The following is a 16,664-nucleotide window of genomic DNA, read 5'->3' as shown; positions in this document are numbered from 1 at the left end:
CGGAGCCCGGAAACTGTGGAGAACGTCCCGGGTCCCCGGGTTGTGGACGGGGTTACGGCTGCCCGTGCTGCACCGCGACCGCACCCACCTTGTCGGTCTGCGCCTGCCACCCCGTACCGGTGGGCGCCAGCAGTGTCCCGTCCGCGCTCAGGACGACGTACGGGGCCAGCCCCGACGCGCCGACGATGGTCCGGCCGCTCGCCGGCCCTGCGGTCGTCGTCTGCTCCCCGCCGACGGTCTGCTGGGTGATGGTCGTCGCCTCGCCGCTGGTCGTGCTCAGCACGGCCACCGTGATGTCGCTCGTCCACGCCGCCGACCGCGGGGTGCCGTCCGGCACCGCCAGCTCGATCGGATCCGTGAGCGACGTCGGCGAGCCGTTGCCGTTGCGGACGATGCCGGCCGCCATCAGCGAGTAGCCCGTCGCCGTGCGCAGCAGCGCGGCGACGCGCGTCCCGTCCCGGGAGACCGCGAGCGAGAGGATCGCCGTCGCCCCCGGCCAGTCCGCAGCGACGGAATGCGGGTCCCCGCCGGTCGGAGTCGTGACCTGGATGGCGCTCGGCGATTCCACGGGAACCGACCACACCCAGCCGTCCGGGTCGACCGACGGGCCGGTCAGGCCGGGCCGCGCGTCCACCCGCACCGGCTCCCCGCTCTTCCGGACCGAGAACACGCTTCCTGCCGACAGCACCGCCGCCTGATCGCGCGCCGCGGTGAGGGCGACCGCCGTCGGCTGCAGGGCGACGATCTTGTCGCTCAGCCCGCTGAGCGCGCTGACCGTGTCGCCGTTCAGGGAGCCGAAGATGTCGCCGCGGTAGACGAACGGGTGCGAGTCCACCGGCGGGTTCCGCAGCGGGAGGGCCGACGCACCGAGCGACGGCACCTGCTGGACGTTCCCCTCGATGGAGAGCTGGACGCTCTGCGCGAGGCTGCCGAGCGACTGCTCCAGCTGGTACTGCATCCGCTGCAGCTGCACCGGGTCCGCCTGCCCGGCCTCCGAGCTCAGGTCGACTTGCGCCACCCCGCCCGCGGTCGTCACCGACGGCACCGCGAGCTGCGTACCCTTGGGGAACGAGGTGGCGACCGCCCCGGTCAGCCACGGCGCGGGACCGGCGAGCAGGGCGCTCGCCACCCGGGTCGCCGCGGAGGCCACGCGCGCCGGGAACCAGCGGGCGTCCGGCACCAGGTACGCCCATCCCGGGCTGTAGAAGTACAGCGTCTGCTGCGCGTAGACGGCGCGGAAGGTGGGGTCGTCGATCACGACGCCGTCGGGGGCCACCGAGATGCGCCACTCGCCGTTCTCCCGGACCAGCTGGTAGTTCAGCCCCACCGGCGCGGTGCTGGCGACCGGGTGGAAGGCGCCGACGGCGTCCACGTTGGCCACCGGGGTGACCTCGACGCGCCAGAGCGTGCCCTCGTCGTCGTACGAGCGGTTGCGGCCGTCGTCGACCGTGACCGACTCGTCGGGGTTCCAGCTCGCTGCCATCGACCGGCTCAGGTACTCGCGCGCGATCGCGAAATTGTTCTTCGGGCTGGATGCGGCGTCGATGAAGCCCTGCACGATCCGCTGCTGGCTGGCGCCCTTCTCGGGCGGCGACGGGTTGAAGTCCAGGTCGAGCGGATCGTTCACCTGGGCGACGGGCGCGCCCTGCCGGACGGGGCCGGAGTCCGGGATGCTGGCGCACGCGGCGAGCGCGGCGACGAGCAGCACCGCGAGCGAGGAGACCGCTGCCCGTATCGCCCGCTTCGGCCCGACCCGGCTCATGCGCGCGCCTCGCTTCCGGAACCCGCGCCCTGCGGCATCGTCGCGCCGGCGTCGGCCGGCGGCAGCGGGAGCGGCGACGCCGTGATCTCGCGCCCGATGACGCGCGGAAGGGTCAGCCGGAAGCACGATCCCGCGCCTGGGGCCGACCACACCTGCAGCCAGCCGGAGTGGAGGGTGGCGTCTTCGAGAGAGATGGCGAGTCCGAGGCCGGTGCCGCCGAGAGTGCGCTTGCGCGAGGGGTCGGCACGCCAGAAGCGGTCGAAGACGTGGCCGGTGTCCTGCGGGTTCATGCCGATGCCGTAGTCGCGCACGGCGAGCGCGACGGCGCTCTCGTTGCTGTCGACCGTGACGACGACCGGCCGGCCCTCGCCGTGCTCGATGGCGTTGCCGATCAGGTTGCGCACCACCCGGCGGATGCGGCGGGGGTCCATCGGAACGTCGAAGTAGCCGCCCGGCGCGTCCAGGGTCAGCTCCGATCCGTTCTGCTCCGCCAGCGTCCGCAGCTCGTCGACGCAGTCCTCGGCCAGCCGCACCAGGTTCGTCGGCTCGGCGTCGAGCACCACGGAGCCGGCGTCGTAGCGGCTGATCTCGAGCAGGTCGGAGAGCAGCCGGTCGAAGCGCTCGACCTGGGTGTGCAGCAGCTCGGCGGTGCGAGCGGTCGCCGGTGCGAAGCCCTCCCGCTGGTCGTAGATGACGTCACCGGCCAGGCGAATGGTGGTGAGCGGCGTCCGCAGCTCGTGCGAGACGTCCGACACGAAGCGCTGCTGGAGCTGCGACAGCGTCGCCAGCTGGTTGATCTGGCTCTGCAGGCTGTCGGCCATTCCGTTGAAGGAGCGGGCAAGCGATGCGAAGACGTCTTCGCCCTTCTCCGGGATGCGGACGGCGAGGTCGCCCGCGGCGAGCCGTTCACTGGTCTGCGCGGCCACCCGGATCGGCTCGACGACGAAGCGCACGATCACCCAGGTGATCGCCCCGATCAGCAGCACCAGCGCGAGGCCCGCGAGCAGCAGCGTGCTCTGGACGAACAGCAGCGTGTTCTCGGAGTCACGAAGGTTGTAGCCGATGTAGAGCTCGTACTTGCCGTACGACGGAAGGGTCAGCTGCGACCCGACGACGATCCCGGGGTCCGTGTTGCCGCTCGCCGCGGGCAGCGCCACCGACTGGTAGTACTGCTTGGTCCCGCCCTTCTGCACCTTCTCGCGCAGCTCGGGCGAGATCACCGAGTTGATGGCGGGGCTGCCGCGATCCGGCGGTGCGAGCACGCCGGTGTCCTGACCCGGCACGCGGTAGGCCGCGACCAGGCGGCTCGAAGTGGAGGCCTGGACGCTCTGCAGCACGGTGTTGAGCAGGTTCTTGCCGGCGTCTCCGGAGGACACGTCCGAGGCGTTCAGGGTCGACTGTGCCGTGGTCGTCGCACGGCTGGAGTCGCGCAGCGCCTGGTCGAGGCGCGACTGGTAGAGGTCGTTGCTGATGCTGAGCGCCATGTAGACGCCGGTGGCGAGGATGGCGACCCCGGTGAGCAGCAGCGTGATCGCCACCGTGCGCAGCTGCAGGGAGCTGCGCCACAGGTGGGCGATCCGGGCCGGCGCCTGGCGCCACCCGTCCCGCGTCGGCCACCAGCGCATCCCGGTCTCCGTCGGCTACGCAGCCGCGCCGGCGCGGTAGCCGACGCCGCGCACGGTCATGACGATCTTCGGGTTGTCCGGGTCCTGCTCCACCTTGGCGCGGAGCCGCTGGACGTGCACGTTCACCAGGCGCGTGTCCGCCTTGTAGTGGTACCCCCACACCTGCTCGAGCAGCATCTCGCGCGTGAAGACCTGCTGCGGCTTGGAGGCGAGGGCGAGCAGCAGGTCGAACTCCAGGGGCGTCAGCGCGATGCGGGCGTCGCCTCTGCGGACCTCGTGACCGGCGACGTCGACGACGAGGTCGCCGACCGTCAGCTCGTCGGAGGGCGGCGCCGCGGGGGCGGGACGGAGCCGGGTGCGGATGCGGGCGACGAGCTCCTTCGGGTTGAAGGGCTTCACCATGTAGTCGTCGGCGCCGGACTCCAGGCCCTTCACCACGTCGGCGGTGTCGGACTTCGCGGTGAGCATGATGATCGGCGTGCCGGATTCGGCCCGGATGCGGCTGCACACCTCGATGCCGTCGAGTCCGGGGAGCATGAGGTCGAGGAGGACGAGGTCGGGCTTCGCCGACCGGAAGATGTCGACTGCGAGCGCCCCGTCTTCGCAGAACACGGGGTCGAAGCCCTCGGTGCGCAGGACGATGCCGATCATCTCCGCAAGCGCGGTGTCGTCGTCGACCACCAGGATGCGACTAGTCATGTCGGATGTTCCCCGAACCCCTCTCGAGCGGCCTCGGCCGCGGTACGACATGACCAGCGTAATGGCACCGGGCTGGCACGGGCTTGAATGAAAGCCCTGTGTGCCCTGTGGATGGGGCATCGTGCCGTGAGCCGATGTGCCAGCATGGGAGCAACGCGCGGGGACGGAAGGGCACGGGGTGAGTGACGATCAGACGTGGCAGGCGCCGGGATCCGGTGGGGGCGACCCCGCACAGGACGGCCGGCCGCAGGGCCAGTGGGGGCAGCCGCAGCAGCCGCAGTACGGACAGCAGCAGCCGCCGTACGGTCAGCAGCAGTGGCAGCAGCAGCCCGGCTGGCAGCAGGGCTACCCGCCTCCCGGCGCGCAGCCCGCGTGGACGCCGCCGCCGAAGCCCGGCCTCATCCCGCTGCGCCCGCTGACGCTCGGGCCCATCCTGGCCGCGCCGTTCCAGGCGCTGCGCCGCAACCCGCGGATCACCGTCGGCGCGGCCCTGCTGCTGCAGGGCATCCCGCAGATCGTGGTGACCGTCGTCATCGCAGGCGCTGCGGCGTTCCTCGTCAGCCGCGCCGCCTCCGGCGAGGCGCAGGACCAGCCGGCGCTCCAGGCCGGGCTGGTCGGCGGCGGGATCGTGCTGGGCGCGCTCGCGCTCGTCGTCTCCACCGTCTTCAGCGGGCTCCTGCAGGGCGTCATCGTCGGCGAGGTGGCGCGCGAGTCCCTCGGCGAGAAGCTCACCTTCGGTGCGGTCTGGCGGCTCGTCCGCGGCCGGCTCGGCGCCCTGATCGGCTGGACGCTGCTCTTCGCCCTCGCCTGGATCGTCGCGGTCGCCCTCGTCGTCGCCGTCGCGTTCGCGCTCGCCACGATCGGCGGGACCGCAGGCATCATCGGCACGGTGCTCGTCGGCATCTTCGGCGGCCTCGCCCTCATCGTGCTGGCCTTCTGGGTCAACACGAAGCTCGCGATGGTGCCGAGCGCGATCGTGCTGGAGCGGCTGCCGCTCACCGCCGCGGTCGCGCGGTCGTGGCGCCTCACCACGGGATACTTCTGGCGGACGCTGGGCATCATCCTGCTCGTCGGCGTCATCGTCTGGGCCATCACGCAAGCCGTGACGACGCCGTTCGGCTTCCTCGGCATCCTGATCGGCGGCGTGGTCGCCCCGACCTCCGCCACCTCGGCCGACCCGCTGACCGAGGTGCTCGTCGCCCAGCTGAGCGTCAACGTGCTGGCGAGCATCGTCGGCGCCATCGTCGGCGCGATCGGGAGCGTCATCCAGACCGCCGCCGTCGCGCTGCTCTACATCGACCTGAGGATGCGCAAGGAGGGCCTCGACCTGGAGCTCGTCCGCTTCGTCGAGGGCCGCCAGACCGGTCAGGACCTCCCCGACCCGTACCTCCCGCCCGCACGGCCCGCCGCCGCGCCCGGCGCCGGGTGGCCCGCCGGCTGATCGTGGTTCCCTTCGACATCCCGGTCGACCCCAGCTCGCCGGAGGCGCAGGAGTGGCTGCGCGAGGAGCTGGCGCGCCCGGAATACCAGGCGGCGAAGCCGACCTGGTTCGATCTCGCCTCCAAGGCGGTGCTCGACTGGATCGGCTCGCTGTTCACCGGGCCGGCCGGGAACGCCTCCTCGGTGATCGTGGTGGCGATCCTCCTCGTGCTGGCCGGCCTCATCGTGGCCGCTTTCCTGATCTACGGACGGCCGCGCTTGAACCGGCGGGCGGCCGTCGAGCGGCGGTCCCTGTTCGGGTCCGAGCTGCGCACCGCCGCGGAGCTCCGCGCCTCGTCCGAGAGCGCGGCCCGCTCCGGCGACTGGGCGACGGCGATCGAGGAGCGGTTCCGCGCCATCGCAGCAGCCCTCCACGAACGGACACTGGTGCGCGTCTCCCCCGGGACGACCGCCACCGAGTTCTCCCATCGCGCGGCCGAGGTGTTCGGGGTCGAGACGGAGGCCCTGCGAGCGGCGGCACGCTCCTTCGACGAGGTCCGCTACCTCGATCGGCCCGGCACGGAGTCCGCCTACCAGCAGGCCGTCGCCCTCGATCAGCGGCTGGAGGCCGCCCTTGTCACCCTGCCGGCGGTGCCGGTATGACCGCTGCAGCGCCAGAGCGCGAGCGCCCGGACACGGCTGCGCCGGAGACGGCGACCGCCGTCTCCGCGACCGTCCGCCAGACCACCCGCCGCGCCGTCCCGTGGCTGATCCTCGCCGCGATCGCCGTGGCGGTGGCCGTGTTCGGCATCCTGCTGACCGGCGGCCGCGTCGACCAGGGCACGCCGCTGGACGCGAAGAACCCGGCCCCGGGAGGCGCGAAGGCGGTCGCGCAGGTGCTCCGCTCCCACGGCGTGGATGTGCGGACGGCGAGCACGCTGAAGGCGGCGCAGGACGCTGCCGCCGACGACGCCACCGTGCTCGTCTACGACCCCGACGGCAACCTCACAGAGGACCACTACCGGGCACTGGCCACCGACGGGCTCACCCTGGTGCTGGTCGAGCCCGACTTCCGGGCGCTCCGGCTCGTCGCGCCCGAAGTCGCCGCCGCAGGCTCGCCCGGCGGACCCGTCCGGGCCGGCTGCGACGTGCCGGCGGCCCAGCGGGCGGAGCGCATCGACCCTCGGGCGGTCTCGGACGAGAGCGCCGGATATCCCGGCACCTTCCGGGTCTCCGGCGACGACGACGCCGCCTGCTTCGCCGACCGCGACGGCAGGGCCTCGCTGGTGCGGACCACGTACGACGACGCCACGGTGTACCTGCTCGGCTCCTCCAGCGTCCTCACGAACGAGGGCATCGACCGGCTCGGCAACGCGGCGCTCGCCCTCAACCTGCTCGGGAGCCACCGGACGCTGGTCTGGTACCTGCCGTCGATCGACGACCGGCCGGTCACAGGACCCCCGGACATCGGCGCGCTCACCCCGGGCTGGGTCACCCCGGTCATGCTGCTGCTCGGCGTCGTCTTCGTGGCCGCAGCGGTCTGGCGTGGCCGCCGGTTCGGTCCGCTCGTCGTCGAGAACCTCCCTGTGGTGGTGCGAGCGGGCGAGACCCGGGAGGGCCGGGCCCGGCTCTACCAGCGCTCCAGCGCCCGCCTCCGGGCGGCCGACGCGCTGCGGATCGGCTCGATCGGCCGGCTCGCCGCCACGGCAGGACTGCCGTCCGCCGCCGGCACGCCGGAGGTCGCCGACGCCGTCGCCGCGCTCACCCGCCGGGACCGCGGCGCCATCCACGACCTGCTGCTCGACCGCATCCCCCGCACCGACCGCGACCTGATCGCGCTCTCCGACGACCTGGCGGAGCTCGAACGCGCCGCCCGCGCCGCCGTTACGCCCACCTCGGGCCCGACCGGAAGAATGGACGAATGACCGATGTGACGACGGGGACCACGGCCCCCTCCTCCCCCGGCTCCCCCGCGGATGCCGCCCGACTGCGCGGCGCGCTCGGCGCCGTCCGCGCCGAGGTGGGGAAGGCGGTGGTCGGCCAGGACGGCGCGGTCACCGGGCTGATCATCGCGCTGCTGGCGCGCGGCCACGTGCTGCTCGAGGGCGTGCCCGGCGTCGCGAAGACGCTGCTGGTCCGGTCGCTCAGCCAGGCGCTCAACCTCGACACCAAGCGCGTGCAGTTCACGCCCGACCTGATGCCGGGCGACGTGACCGGCTCGCTCGTCTACGACGCGCAGACCGGCGGCTTCGTGTTCCGCGAGGGACCGGTGTTCACCAACATCCTGCTGGCCGACGAGATCAACCGGACGCCGCCGAAGACGCAGTCGGCACTTCTGGAGGCAATGGAGGAGCGCCAGGTCAGCGTCGACGGCGTCAGCCGCCGCCTGCCCGACCCGTTCATCGTGGCCGCGACGCAGAACCCGATCGAGTACGAGGGCACGTATGCGCTGCCGGAGGCCCAGCTCGACCGCTTCCTGCTCAAGCTGACGCTCGACGTGCCGGAGCGCGACACAGAGGTGGAGGTGCTGCGACGCCACGCGGCGGGCTTCAACCCGCGCGACCTCACCGCGGCCGGGGTGACGCCGGTGCTCGGCGCCGCCGAGCTCGCCGCCGCCCGCGAATCCGCCGCGTCCGTCGGGGCGAACGCCGACGTCCTCGCATACATCGTCGACCTCGCCCGGGCGACGCGTCGCAGCCCGTCGGTGAAGCTCGGCGTCAGCCCGCGCGGCACGACCGCGCTGCTCGCCGCGGCGAAGGCGTGGGCCTGGCTCTCCGGCTACGACTCGATCACGCCGGACCACGTGCAGGCCATGCTGGTCCCGGTCTGGCGGCACCGCATCCAGCTGCGGCCGGAGGCGGAGCTCGAAGGCGTCGGCGCCGACGCGATCCTGCAGTCGATCGTGCAGCAGGTCCAGGTCCCGATCTAGGCGCCGCTGTGACCGTATCCGGACGTTTCGTCGCGCTGCTCGCCTTCGGCATCGCGCCCGTCGTGCTGCTCGGCGCGAGCTCGGCGACGGCGTACCTCGCGCTCGGCGGGTGGGTCGCGCTGTGCGTCGCGCTCGGCGTGGTCGACCTCCTGCTGGCCGCCTCCCCGCGAGCGGTTGCTCTGCAGCGGACACTGCCCGCGCGCGTCCGGCTCGGCACCGAGGCGCTGTCGGAGCTGTACGTGACCAACGCCGGCCGCCGGATGCTGCGCGGCACCGTGCGCGACGCGTGGGAGCCGTCGGCGGCGGCCCAGCCGTCCCGGACGCGCGTGGCCATCCCCGCGGGCGAGCGCCGCGTCGTGGAGACCTCGCTCCGCCCCTGGCGGCGCGGCGAGCGACGGGTGCGCAACGTCACCGTCCGCGCCTGGGGCCCGCTGCACCTGTGGGCGCGGCAGGCGACCCTGGAGGCGCCGGGCCGCATCCGCGTGCTCCCGCCGTTCACCGCGCGCAAGCACCTGCCGTCGCGGCTGGCGCGGCTGCGTGAGCTGGAAGGCAGCACGACGGTCCTGCTCCGCGGGCAGGGCACCGAGTTCGACTCCCTCCGCGAGTACGTGCGCGGCGACGACGTGCGCTCGATCGACTGGCGGGCGACCGCGAGGCGTCACGACCCGACGGGCGGGAGCGGCGCCCGCGTGATGGTGCGCACGTGGCGTCCGGAGCGCGATCGCCGGGTCGTGATCGTGATCGACTCGGCCAGGACGTCGGCGGGCCGGGTCTCGGACGAGCCGCGGCTCGACACGGCGTTCGAGTCGGCGCTGCTGCTCGCCGCGCTCGCCACCCGCGCCGGCGACCGCGTCGACCTCGTCGCCTACGACCGCGTGCGGCGCGCGAGGGTGCAGGGCGCGAGCGGGCCGGAGCTGCTCGCCCGCATGGTGGACGCGATGGCCGGGATCGAACCGGCCATCATCGAGATGGACTGGAGTGCGATCCCCGCCCAGGTCTCCGCGGTGACCTCGCAGCGGTCGCTGGTGGTGCTGCTGACCTCGATCGAGTCGCCCGGCGCCTCACGTGGGCTGCTGTCGGTGCTCCCCCAGCTCACCGAGAAGCACCTCGTGGTCGTCGCGAGCGTCACGGATCCGGACACCCTTGCGGCCACCCAAGAAAGGAACGATCGCGACGAGGTCTACCGAGCCGCAGCCGCGGAGCGGGCGCTGCTCGACGTCAGCCGGGTCTCCGCGGCGGTGCGCCGGCTCGGTGGCGACGTGGTCACCGGCTCCCCGGCCGATCTCCCGCCTGCCCTGGCCGACCGCTACCTGGCCCTGAAGGCCGCCGGCCGGCTCTGACGGCTCAGCCCGCGACGATCCGCCGGGCGCCCGCCTCGAACTCGGTCAGGTCGCCGGTCTCGCCCGAGCGCACAGCGCGGCGGCCGAGCACGAGCATGTAGGCGAGGAAGGCCGCGAGGGCGAGCGCGCCGATCCCGATCTTCGCCCAGACCGGCAGCGGCGACGGCGTGACGAAGCCCTCGATCAGGCCGGAGACGAACAGCGAGATGGCGCAGCCGACCGCGACCGTGAAGAGCGCCCGGCCGTCCTCGGCGAGCGCCTGCCCGCGCGTGCGCGCGCCCGGGGCGATCCAGGCCCAGAAGATGCGCAGGCCCGCCGCGGCGGCGACGAAGACGCTGGTGAGCTCCAGGAGGCCGTGCGGGAGGATGTAGGAGAACATGACGTCTCCGCGCCCGTACGCGAACATCACGCCGGCGGCGGTGCCGACGCCGATGGCGTTCTGGAGCAGCACGTAGGGCACGTACAGACCGGTGATGCCGAACGCGATGCACTGCGCGGCGATCCAGGCGTTGTTGGTCCACACCTGCCCGGCGAACGAGGCGGCGGGGTTGTTCGAGTAGTAGTCGATGAACTCGTGCTCGACATAGCGGCGGAGGTTGGCGTCGGAGCCGAGGTTGCGCAGCACCTCCGGGTTGCCGGTGATCCAGAGCGCGTACAGCGTCGCCACCACGATGGTGACGGCGGCGACGGCGAGCACGATCCAGCGGAGGCGGTAGAGGGCGGCGGGCAGCTGGAGCACGAAGAACCGCGGCAGCTGGGCGAAGAGATTCGCGCCGGCGCCGGTGAAGCGCAGCCGCGCGGACGACAGCGCGAGCGACAGCCGGTCGCCCACCGCGGTCGAGCCCGCGCTCGTCTGGATGGCGGAGAGATCGGCCGCGCTCGACTGGTACAGGTCGATCAGCCGGTCGGCCTCGGCGCCGTCGAGGCGTCGCTTCTTGGCCAGCCGGGAGAGCTCCTCCCAGTCGGCGCTCCGTGCGGCGGTGTAGGCGTCGAGGTCCATCTGCTTAGATGATATCTATGATGCAGGCCGGGCCGGGAAGCACCGCGCACGCCGAGGAGGATGTGCTCACCGGGGAGGCCGTCGCCCTCGACGTGAAACCGGCCAGCTACGTGCTCCGCGCCGCAGGGACCATCATCGACTTCATCGTCTACGTTCTCGTGATGATCGGCTGCCTGCTGCTGGTCACCTACACGGGAGCAGGTCTCGACGATGCGCAGTCCCGCATCCTGCTGATCGTCATCCCTGTGTTCGGGATGGTCGTGCTGCCGACGACGGTCGAGCTGGCGACCCGGGGCCGCTCGCTCGGCAAGCTGGCCGTCGGGGCTCGCATCGTCCGCGACGACGGCGGAGCGATCGGGTTCCGGCACTCGCTGATCCGCGCCCTGGTCGGCGTGATCGAGATCTTCCTCACCTTCGGCGGGATCGCCGCGCTCACCGGCCTCCTCAACTCGCGCTCCAAGCGCCTCGGCGACCTGCTCGCCGGCACGTACAGCCAGCTGGTGCGCGTGCCGACCCCGCAGCCGCTCACCCTCTACCTGGCGCCGCACCTGACCGGCTGGGCGCAGACCGCGGACGTGGCACGCCTGCCCGACCGTCTCTCCCGGCGCATCGCGCAGTTCGTGCGGCAGGCGCCGGGTCTCACGCCCGCGGCCCGGGCCGGGCTCAGCACGGAACTCGCCCGCGAGGCGGCGGCGTACGTCTCGCCCCTGCCCCCGGTCGACGCGGAGACCTTCCTCGTCGCCGTCGCGATCCTGCGGCGCGAGCGCGACGCCCGCGGACTGGCGCTCGAGCGCGGCCGCCTGGAGCGGCTCGAACCGGTGCTCGACGCGCTGCCGCACGGCTTCCCCGAGCGCTGACCCGCCGCACCCCTCCGCCACGCCCTTCCCGTCACCGATCGGAGACCCCGTGACCACACCCCGCCGCCGCATCGTCGACCTCAGCCACCGCATCCGCGCGGGGCTGGTGACCTACCCCGGACTCCCCGCTCCGAGCATCGAGCCGCACCTGACCCGGGAGGCGTCGCGCTCGGTGTACGCGCCCGGCACCGAGTTCGCGATGGATGTCATCACGATGATCGGCAACACCGGCACCTACCTCGACAGCCCCTACCACCGCTACGCCGACGGCCCGGACCTCGCCGGCCTCGAGCTCGACACCCTCGTCGGCCTCCCCGCAGAGGTCGTGCACGTGGACGGCGGCTCCGGGCGCGGCATCCCCGCCTCGGCCGTCGCCGGCCGTGCGCGGGAGGGCGAAGCGGTCCTGCTGCACACCGGCTGGGACGTGCACTTCGGAACGCCCGCCTACGCCGGCGGCGCGCCGTACCTGACCGAGGAGGGCGCCCACGCCCTGGCCGACGCCGGGGTGGCCCTCGTCGGCATCGACTCGCTGAACATCGACGACACCGAGTCCGGCGGCAGCCGGCCGGCGCACAGCATCCTGCTCGCGGCGGGCATCCACGTCGTCGAGCACCTGACCCGGCTCGAGCGGCTGCCGGAGCACGGCGCACTGTTCACGGCCGCGCCGCCGGCGATCGAAGGCTTCGGCACCTTCCCTGTGCGCGCGTACGCGGAGCTTCCGGAGGACTGACGCTCAGTCGTGCAGGATGCGCTGGAACAGCACGTGGTCCTGCCAGCGCCCCGCGATCTGCAGGTACTTCGGCGCGACGCCGATGCGCTCGAACCCGGCGCGGGTGAGCACCGACTGCGAGGCGTGGTTGGCCAGCAGCGTCGCCGCCTGGATGCGGTGCAGCCCGTACTGGTCGCGCGCGGCCTCGATGACGGCCGCGAGCGCCTCGGAGGCGAGCCCGCGGCCGGTGTGGGCGCGGTCGAGCCAGTAGCCCACCGTCGCCGACTGGAACGCACCGCGCACGATGCCGCTCAGCGTCATCCCGCCCGCGATGTCGTCGCCGTCGGCCAGGACGAGCGGAAGGCCGGCGTCCATCTCGCGGAGGGCGAGCAGCTCGCGAGTCTGCGCGCGCTGGCCGTCTTCGGTGAAGAAGTCCTCGGTGCGGGTGGGGTCCCACGGCGCGAGGTGCCCGCGGTTGCGCTGATACGCCGCGGCGAGGGCGGCGGAGTCCTGCTCCGTCCGCACCCGGAGGACGATGCCGCCGGGCAGTTCCCGGTCGGCGAATTCGAGCACCATCAGTAGCGGTAGTGGTCGACCTTGTAAGGGCCGTCCACGGGTACGCCGATGTATGCCGCCTGCTCGTCGGTGAGGGTGGTCAACTCCACCCCGAGCGCGTCGAGGTGCAGGCGGGCGACCTTCTCGTCGAGGTGCTTCGGGAGCACGTAGACGCCGATCGGGTACTTCTCTGGCGAGACGTAGAGCTCGAGCTGGGCGAGCACCTGGTTGGTGAACGAGTTGCTCATCACGAAGCTGGGGTGACCGGTGGCGTTGCCCAGGTTCATCAGGCGGCCCTCGGAGAGCACGAGGATGCTCCGACCCGTCGGCAGGCGCCACTCGTGCACCTGCGGCTTGATCTCCACCTTCTCCGCGCCGGGCAGCGCCTCCAGCGAGGCCATGTCGATCTCGTTGTCGAAGTGGCCGACGTTCGCGACGATCGCGAGGTGCTTGAGGCCGAGGAGGTGCTCGAGCGTGACGACGTTGACGTTGCCCGTCCCGGTGATCAGGATGTCGACCTGGTCGATGACCGATTCGAGCCTGGCCACCTGGTAGCCGTCCATCGCCGCCTGCAGCGCGTTGATCGGGTCGACCTCGCTGACGATCACGCGGGCGCCCTGGCCGCGGAGCGCCTCCGCCGCGCCCTTGCCCACATCGCCGTAGCCTGCGACGAACGCGACTTTGCCGCCGATGAGCACGTCGGTGGCACGGTTGAGGCCGTCCGGCAGCGAGTGGCGGATGCCGTACTTGTTGTCGAACTTGCTCTTGGTGACCGAGTCGTTGACGTTGATCGCCGGGAAGAGCAGCTCGCCCGCCTTGGCCAGCTCGTACAGGCGGTGGACGCCCGTGGTGGTCTCCTCCGTAACGCCGAGGATGTCGGCGGCGATGCGCGTCCAGCGGTCCTTCGACGTGGCGAGCGACTCGCGCAGGGCGGCCAGGATGACGCGGTACTCGTGGCTGTCGCCCTCCGCGTCGTCCGGCACCGCTCCTGTCTGCTCGAACTCGCGTCCCTTGTGGACGAGCAGCGTGGCGTCGCCGCCGTCGTCGAGGATCAGGTTCGGGCCGGTCCACTCGGCGCCCGCCTTGGCGGCCTCGGCCGACCAGTCGAAGATCTGCCGGGTGCACCACCAGTACTCCTCCAGCGTCTCGCCCTTCCAGGCGAACACCGGGACGCCCTCGGGGGACTCCGGGGTGCCGTCCGGTCCGACGGCGATGGCGGCGGCGGCTTCGTCCTGCGTGGAGAAGATGTTGCAGCTGGCCCAGCGCACCTGTGCGCCGAGTGCGACCAGGGTCTCGATGAGCACCGCGGTCTGCACGGTCATGTGCAGCGACCCGGCGATGCGCGCGCCGGCGAGCGGCTTGCTGTCGCCGAACTCGGCGCGGAGGGCCATCAGGCCGGGCATCTCGTTCTCGGCGAGCCGGATCTGGTGCCGCCCCGCCTCCGCGAGGGAGAGGTCGGCGACCTTGAACGGGAGGGACGTGGCGGTCGAGCTTGGCATGGCCCCTATCCTCTCACGCCCCGCTGCGACTGCGCCGGTTCGTAACGTGAGCGGGTGCGCGCGCAGCCGCAGACGTTACGGGAGGGCGCAGTCGCCGAGGGCTCAGCCGCGGATGAGCGCGAGCACCTCGTCGCGGATGCGGGCCATCGTGGGCTGGTCGGCCGCCTCCACGTTCAGGCGCAGCAGCGGCTCCGTGTTCGACGGCCGCACCGAGAACCACCAGAACGGGTCGTCCTGGGCGACCTGGCCGGTCACGGTCAGCCCGTCGAGCTCGTCGAAGTCGGCCCGGCCGCGGAACGCCTCCACCACCCGGGTGAACGCGGCGGGGACGTCGTCGACCGTCGAGTTGATCTCCCCCGACATCGCGTACGGGGTGAAGCGGGCCGACAGCTCCGACAGCGGGCGGTCCTGCGCGCCGAATTCGGCGAGCAGGTGCATGGCCGCCAGCATCCCGTTGTCGGCGCTCCAGAAGTCGCGGAAGTAGTAGTGCGCGGAGTGCTCGCCGCCGAAGACCGCGCCGGACTTGCGCATCGCGTCTTTGATGAGCGAGTGCCCGACGCGCGTGCGCAGCGGCACGGCTCCCGCCGCCTCGATCGTCTCGGGGACGATGTTCGAGGTGATCAGGTTGTGGATGACGGTGATCTCCGCCTCCGGATCCTCGGCTCGCGCGCGGGCGATCTCCCGGAGCGCCACGATCGCCGCGACCGCGGACGGCGTCACAGCGGAGCCGCGCTCGTCCACCACGAAGCACCGGTCGGCGTCGCCATCGAAGGCCAGCCCGAGGTCGGCGCCGTGCTCCACGACCGCGCGCTGCAGGTCGACCAGGTTCTTCGGCTCCAGCGGGTTCGCCTCGTGGTTGGGGAAGGTGCCGTCGAGCTCGAAGTACAGCGGGACGATGGTGATCGGCAGCGCGGGCAGCCCGGCCGCCTCGCCGAGCACCGCCGGGACGGTGAGGCCGCCCATCCCGTTGCCCGCGTCCACGACGACCGTGATGGGCCGGATGCCGGACAGGTCGACGAGCGAGCGCAGGTAGGCGGCGTAGCGCTCCAGCACGTCCTCCTCGCGGAAGCCGCCGGGCCGCTCGACCGCCGGGATGCCGTCGCGCAGGTAGGCGCCGGCGCGGTCGCGCACCGCGCGCAGCCCGGTGTCCATGCTGAGGCCCTGGGCGCCGGCACGCGACAGCTTGATGCCGTTGTAGGTGGCCGGGTTGTGGCTGGCGGTGAACATGGCGGCAGGCGCCTGCAGGTAGCCCGAGGCGAAGTACGACTCGTCGGTCGAGCACAGCCCGATCGAGACGACGTCGGCGCCGCGGGCCTGGGCTCCGCGTGCGAACGCGGCGGCGAACGACGGCGACGAGTCGCGCATGTCGTGACCGACGACGACGTCGCGCCCCGCCGCCTCCACCTCGTCGACGAAGGCGGCCGCGATGGCCTCGACGACGTCCTCGGTGAGGTCGCTCCCGACCAGACCCCGGATGTCGTAGGTCTTCACGACGGACTGCAGGCGGTTGTCGGCGGCGCTCATGCCCCTAACCTATCGCGCGGGTCACCGGCCGCGGGTGCGGCGCGTCAGCCTTCCGTGACGCCCACGTGTCGGACGATCTGCCAGCCCTGCGGCGCAGAGAGCCGCTCCGCGTGGATCGCGCACAGGTCGTAGGCGTGCGGTTCGTGCTTCAGGCTGAGCGGCCCGAGAACCGCCATGGAGTCCGCGTAGACGTACGTGAGCGTCTGGACGGCGTCGCGCGGACACGCGACACGGGAACAGGGACGGCTCAACATCCGGCTCAGAATACCCGAGCGCCGCGGACGTAGGATGGCGACATGCCCCGCAACCGCCGCACCAGCCGCCAGACCCCGGCGACGAGCCGCTGGCGGAGCCGGCACGGCCGTGGCGCCCGCGGCCCGGTGACCGGTCCGCACCTGCCGATGCTGCAGAACCGGATCGACTTCTTCGACATGACCGTCGCGTCCACCGCCGACTACCTGAAGGGCGTCTGGCCGGAGGAGCTGGCCGACGTCCACTTCGAGGTCGCGGCCACGCCGATCGGGAACTCCGGCGGCGACGGCGTCGACCGTTGGCGCGTCGACGCGTCGAACCGTCGCATCGTGCTGTACCGGGTTCCCATCCAGAGGCTCACCAAGCTGCACCGCGACGACGAGAGCCACCGCCGCATGTACATCGAGGGCTGCGTGTTCCGCGCGGTCGCCGAGCTGCTCGGCAAGGACCCGTGGGATCTCGCCCCCGACCGTTACCGCCACTTCTGACCAGCG

16 protein-coding genes are annotated in these 16,664 nt (G+C 72.5%); 8 read left to right on the top strand and 8 right to left on the bottom strand.

Annotated elements, in window-relative coordinates:
* Positions 1-52: 52 nt before the first annotated feature.
* The 3 genes from P5G59_RS14870 to mtrA are packed head-to-tail and all read right to left on the bottom strand — an operon-like array spanning position 53 to position 4,086.
* On the bottom strand, positions 53-1,762 hold the full coding sequence (locus tag P5G59_RS14870) for an LpqB family beta-propeller domain-containing protein (protein ID WP_301219776.1): 1,710 nt from the start codon (positions 1,760-1,762) through the stop codon (positions 53-55).
* A complete protein-coding gene (gene mtrB / locus P5G59_RS14865; RefSeq protein ID WP_301219775.1) occupies positions 1,759-3,387 on the bottom strand; it encodes an MtrAB system histidine kinase MtrB in 1,629 nt (542 codons plus the stop codon). Before mtrB ends, P5G59_RS14870 begins: the two co-directional genes overlap by 4 nt.
* 15 nt (positions 3,388-3,402) lie before the next feature.
* The gene (gene mtrA / locus P5G59_RS14860; protein WP_301219774.1) at positions 3,403-4,086 is read right to left on the bottom strand and encodes an MtrAB system response regulator MtrA; all 684 of its coding nucleotides are present in this window, start codon (positions 4,084-4,086) and stop codon (positions 3,403-3,405) included.
* Between the two features lie 178 nt (positions 4,087-4,264).
* On the opposite strand from mtrA, the gene P5G59_RS14855 reads away from it, so the two are divergent.
* From P5G59_RS14855 to P5G59_RS14835, 5 genes are read left to right on the top strand one after another with little or no spacing between them, the layout of a single operon-like run.
* Positions 4,265-5,527 carry a DUF7847 domain-containing protein gene (locus P5G59_RS14855; RefSeq protein WP_301219773.1) on the top strand — a complete coding sequence of 421 codons (1,263 nt, stop codon included), beginning with the start codon at positions 4,265-4,267 and terminating at the stop codon, positions 5,525-5,527.
* A 2-nt stretch (positions 5,528-5,529) separates the two neighbouring features.
* The gene (locus tag P5G59_RS14850; RefSeq protein ID WP_301219772.1) at positions 5,530-6,168 is read left to right on the top strand and encodes a DUF4129 domain-containing protein; all 639 of its coding nucleotides are present in this window, start codon (positions 5,530-5,532) and stop codon (positions 6,166-6,168) included.
* Positions 6,165-7,430 carry a DUF4350 domain-containing protein gene (locus P5G59_RS14845; RefSeq protein WP_301219771.1) on the top strand — a complete coding sequence of 422 codons (1,266 nt, stop codon included), beginning with the start codon at positions 6,165-6,167 and terminating at the stop codon, positions 7,428-7,430. The genes P5G59_RS14850 and P5G59_RS14845 overlap by 4 nt, the downstream gene beginning before the upstream one ends.
* Positions 7,427-8,434 carry an AAA family ATPase gene (locus P5G59_RS14840; protein WP_301219770.1) on the top strand — a complete coding sequence of 336 codons (1,008 nt, stop codon included), beginning with the start codon at positions 7,427-7,429 and terminating at the stop codon, positions 8,432-8,434. Before P5G59_RS14845 ends, P5G59_RS14840 begins: the two co-directional genes overlap by 4 nt.
* Positions 8,435-8,442: 8 nt before the next feature.
* Positions 8,443-9,774 carry a DUF58 domain-containing protein gene (locus P5G59_RS14835; protein WP_301219769.1) on the top strand — a complete coding sequence of 444 codons (1,332 nt, stop codon included), beginning with the start codon at positions 8,443-8,445 and terminating at the stop codon, positions 9,772-9,774.
* A gap of 4 nt (positions 9,775-9,778) precedes the next feature.
* Here P5G59_RS14835 and P5G59_RS14830 read toward each other — a convergent pair whose 3' ends face one another.
* Positions 9,779-10,774, bottom strand: a complete 996-nt coding sequence (locus tag P5G59_RS14830; RefSeq protein WP_301219768.1) for a stage II sporulation protein M — start codon at positions 10,772-10,774, stop codon at positions 9,779-9,781.
* A 17-nt stretch (positions 10,775-10,791) separates the two neighbouring features.
* On the opposite strand from P5G59_RS14830, the gene P5G59_RS14825 reads away from it, so the two are divergent.
* Both P5G59_RS14825 and P5G59_RS14820 read left to right on the top strand, forming a co-directional pair.
* Positions 10,792-11,631 carry an RDD family protein gene (locus P5G59_RS14825; RefSeq protein ID WP_301219767.1) on the top strand — a complete coding sequence of 280 codons (840 nt, stop codon included), beginning with the start codon at positions 10,792-10,794 and terminating at the stop codon, positions 11,629-11,631.
* Positions 11,632-11,680: 49 nt separating this feature from the next.
* Positions 11,681-12,361, top strand: coding sequence for a cyclase family protein (locus P5G59_RS14820; protein ID WP_301219766.1), 681 nt, complete (start codon positions 11,681-11,683; stop codon positions 12,359-12,361).
* Between the two features lie 3 nt (positions 12,362-12,364).
* Here the strand turns inward: P5G59_RS14820 and P5G59_RS14815 are convergent, their stop codons facing one another.
* The 4 genes from P5G59_RS14815 to P5G59_RS14800 form a co-directional block, all read right to left on the bottom strand.
* Positions 12,365-12,916 (bottom strand): GNAT family N-acetyltransferase, encoded by a 552-nt coding sequence (locus P5G59_RS14815; RefSeq protein WP_175335481.1) that lies wholly within the window; start codon positions 12,914-12,916, stop codon positions 12,365-12,367.
* A complete protein-coding gene (gene ahcY / locus P5G59_RS14810) occupies positions 12,916-14,394 on the bottom strand; it encodes an adenosylhomocysteinase (RefSeq protein ID WP_301219765.1) in 1,479 nt (492 codons plus the stop codon). The genes P5G59_RS14815 and ahcY overlap by 1 nt, the downstream gene beginning before the upstream one ends.
* A gap of 102 nt (positions 14,395-14,496) precedes the next feature.
* Positions 14,497-15,918: a phosphomannomutase/phosphoglucomutase gene (locus P5G59_RS14805; RefSeq protein WP_301219764.1), complete on the bottom strand. Its 1,422-nt coding sequence runs from the start codon at positions 15,916-15,918 to the stop codon at positions 14,497-14,499.
* A 44-nt stretch (positions 15,919-15,962) separates the two neighbouring features.
* The gene (locus P5G59_RS14800) at positions 15,963-16,172 is read right to left on the bottom strand and encodes a DUF3499 family protein (protein ID WP_301219763.1); all 210 of its coding nucleotides are present in this window, start codon (positions 16,170-16,172) and stop codon (positions 15,963-15,965) included.
* A 42-nt stretch (positions 16,173-16,214) separates the two neighbouring features.
* On the opposite strand from P5G59_RS14800, the gene P5G59_RS14795 reads away from it, so the two are divergent.
* Positions 16,215-16,658, top strand: coding sequence for a metallopeptidase family protein (locus tag P5G59_RS14795; RefSeq protein ID WP_301219762.1), 444 nt, complete (start codon positions 16,215-16,217; stop codon positions 16,656-16,658).
* Positions 16,659-16,664 lie beyond the last annotated feature (6 nt).

It is taken from the genome of Leifsonia virtsii (assembly GCF_030433675.1).
GTDB lineage: Bacteria > Actinomycetota > Actinomycetes > Actinomycetales > Microbacteriaceae > Leifsonia > Leifsonia virtsii.
This window is presented reverse-complemented; position numbering and strand designations above follow the sequence as displayed.

Excerpts from the sequence above, each read along its gene's own strand:
- P5G59_RS14805 (WP_301219764.1), bottom strand. The coding sequence starts at position 15,918 with ATGAGCGCCGCCGACAACCGCCTGCAGTCCGTCGTGAAGACCTACGAC.
- P5G59_RS14795 (WP_301219762.1), top strand. The coding sequence starts at position 16,215 with ATGCCCCGCAACCGCCGCACCAGCCGCCAGACCCCGGCGACGAGCCGC.
- ahcY (WP_301219765.1), bottom strand. The coding sequence starts at position 14,394 with ATGCCAAGCTCGACCGCCACGTCCCTCCCGTTCAAGGTCGCCGACCTC.
- P5G59_RS14870 (WP_301219776.1), bottom strand. The coding sequence starts at position 1,762 with ATGAGCCGGGTCGGGCCGAAGCGGGCGATACGGGCAGCGGTCTCCTCG.
- mtrB (WP_301219775.1), bottom strand. The coding sequence starts at position 3,387 with ATGCGCTGGTGGCCGACGCGGGACGGGTGGCGCCAGGCGCCGGCCCGG.
- P5G59_RS14800 (WP_301219763.1), bottom strand. The coding sequence starts at position 16,172 with ATGTTGAGCCGTCCCTGTTCCCGTGTCGCGTGTCCGCGCGACGCCGTC.
- P5G59_RS14840 (WP_301219770.1), top strand. The coding sequence starts at position 7,427 with ATGACCGATGTGACGACGGGGACCACGGCCCCCTCCTCCCCCGGCTCC.
- P5G59_RS14845 (WP_301219771.1), top strand. The coding sequence starts at position 6,165 with ATGACCGCTGCAGCGCCAGAGCGCGAGCGCCCGGACACGGCTGCGCCG.
- P5G59_RS14830 (WP_301219768.1), bottom strand. The coding sequence starts at position 10,774 with ATGGACCTCGACGCCTACACCGCCGCACGGAGCGCCGACTGGGAGGAG.
- P5G59_RS14815 (WP_175335481.1), bottom strand. The coding sequence starts at position 12,916 with ATGGTGCTCGAATTCGCCGACCGGGAACTGCCCGGCGGCATCGTCCTC.
- mtrA (WP_301219774.1), bottom strand. The coding sequence starts at position 4,086 with ATGACTAGTCGCATCCTGGTGGTCGACGACGACACCGCGCTTGCGGAG.
- P5G59_RS14825 (WP_301219767.1), top strand. The coding sequence starts at position 10,792 with ATGATGCAGGCCGGGCCGGGAAGCACCGCGCACGCCGAGGAGGATGTG.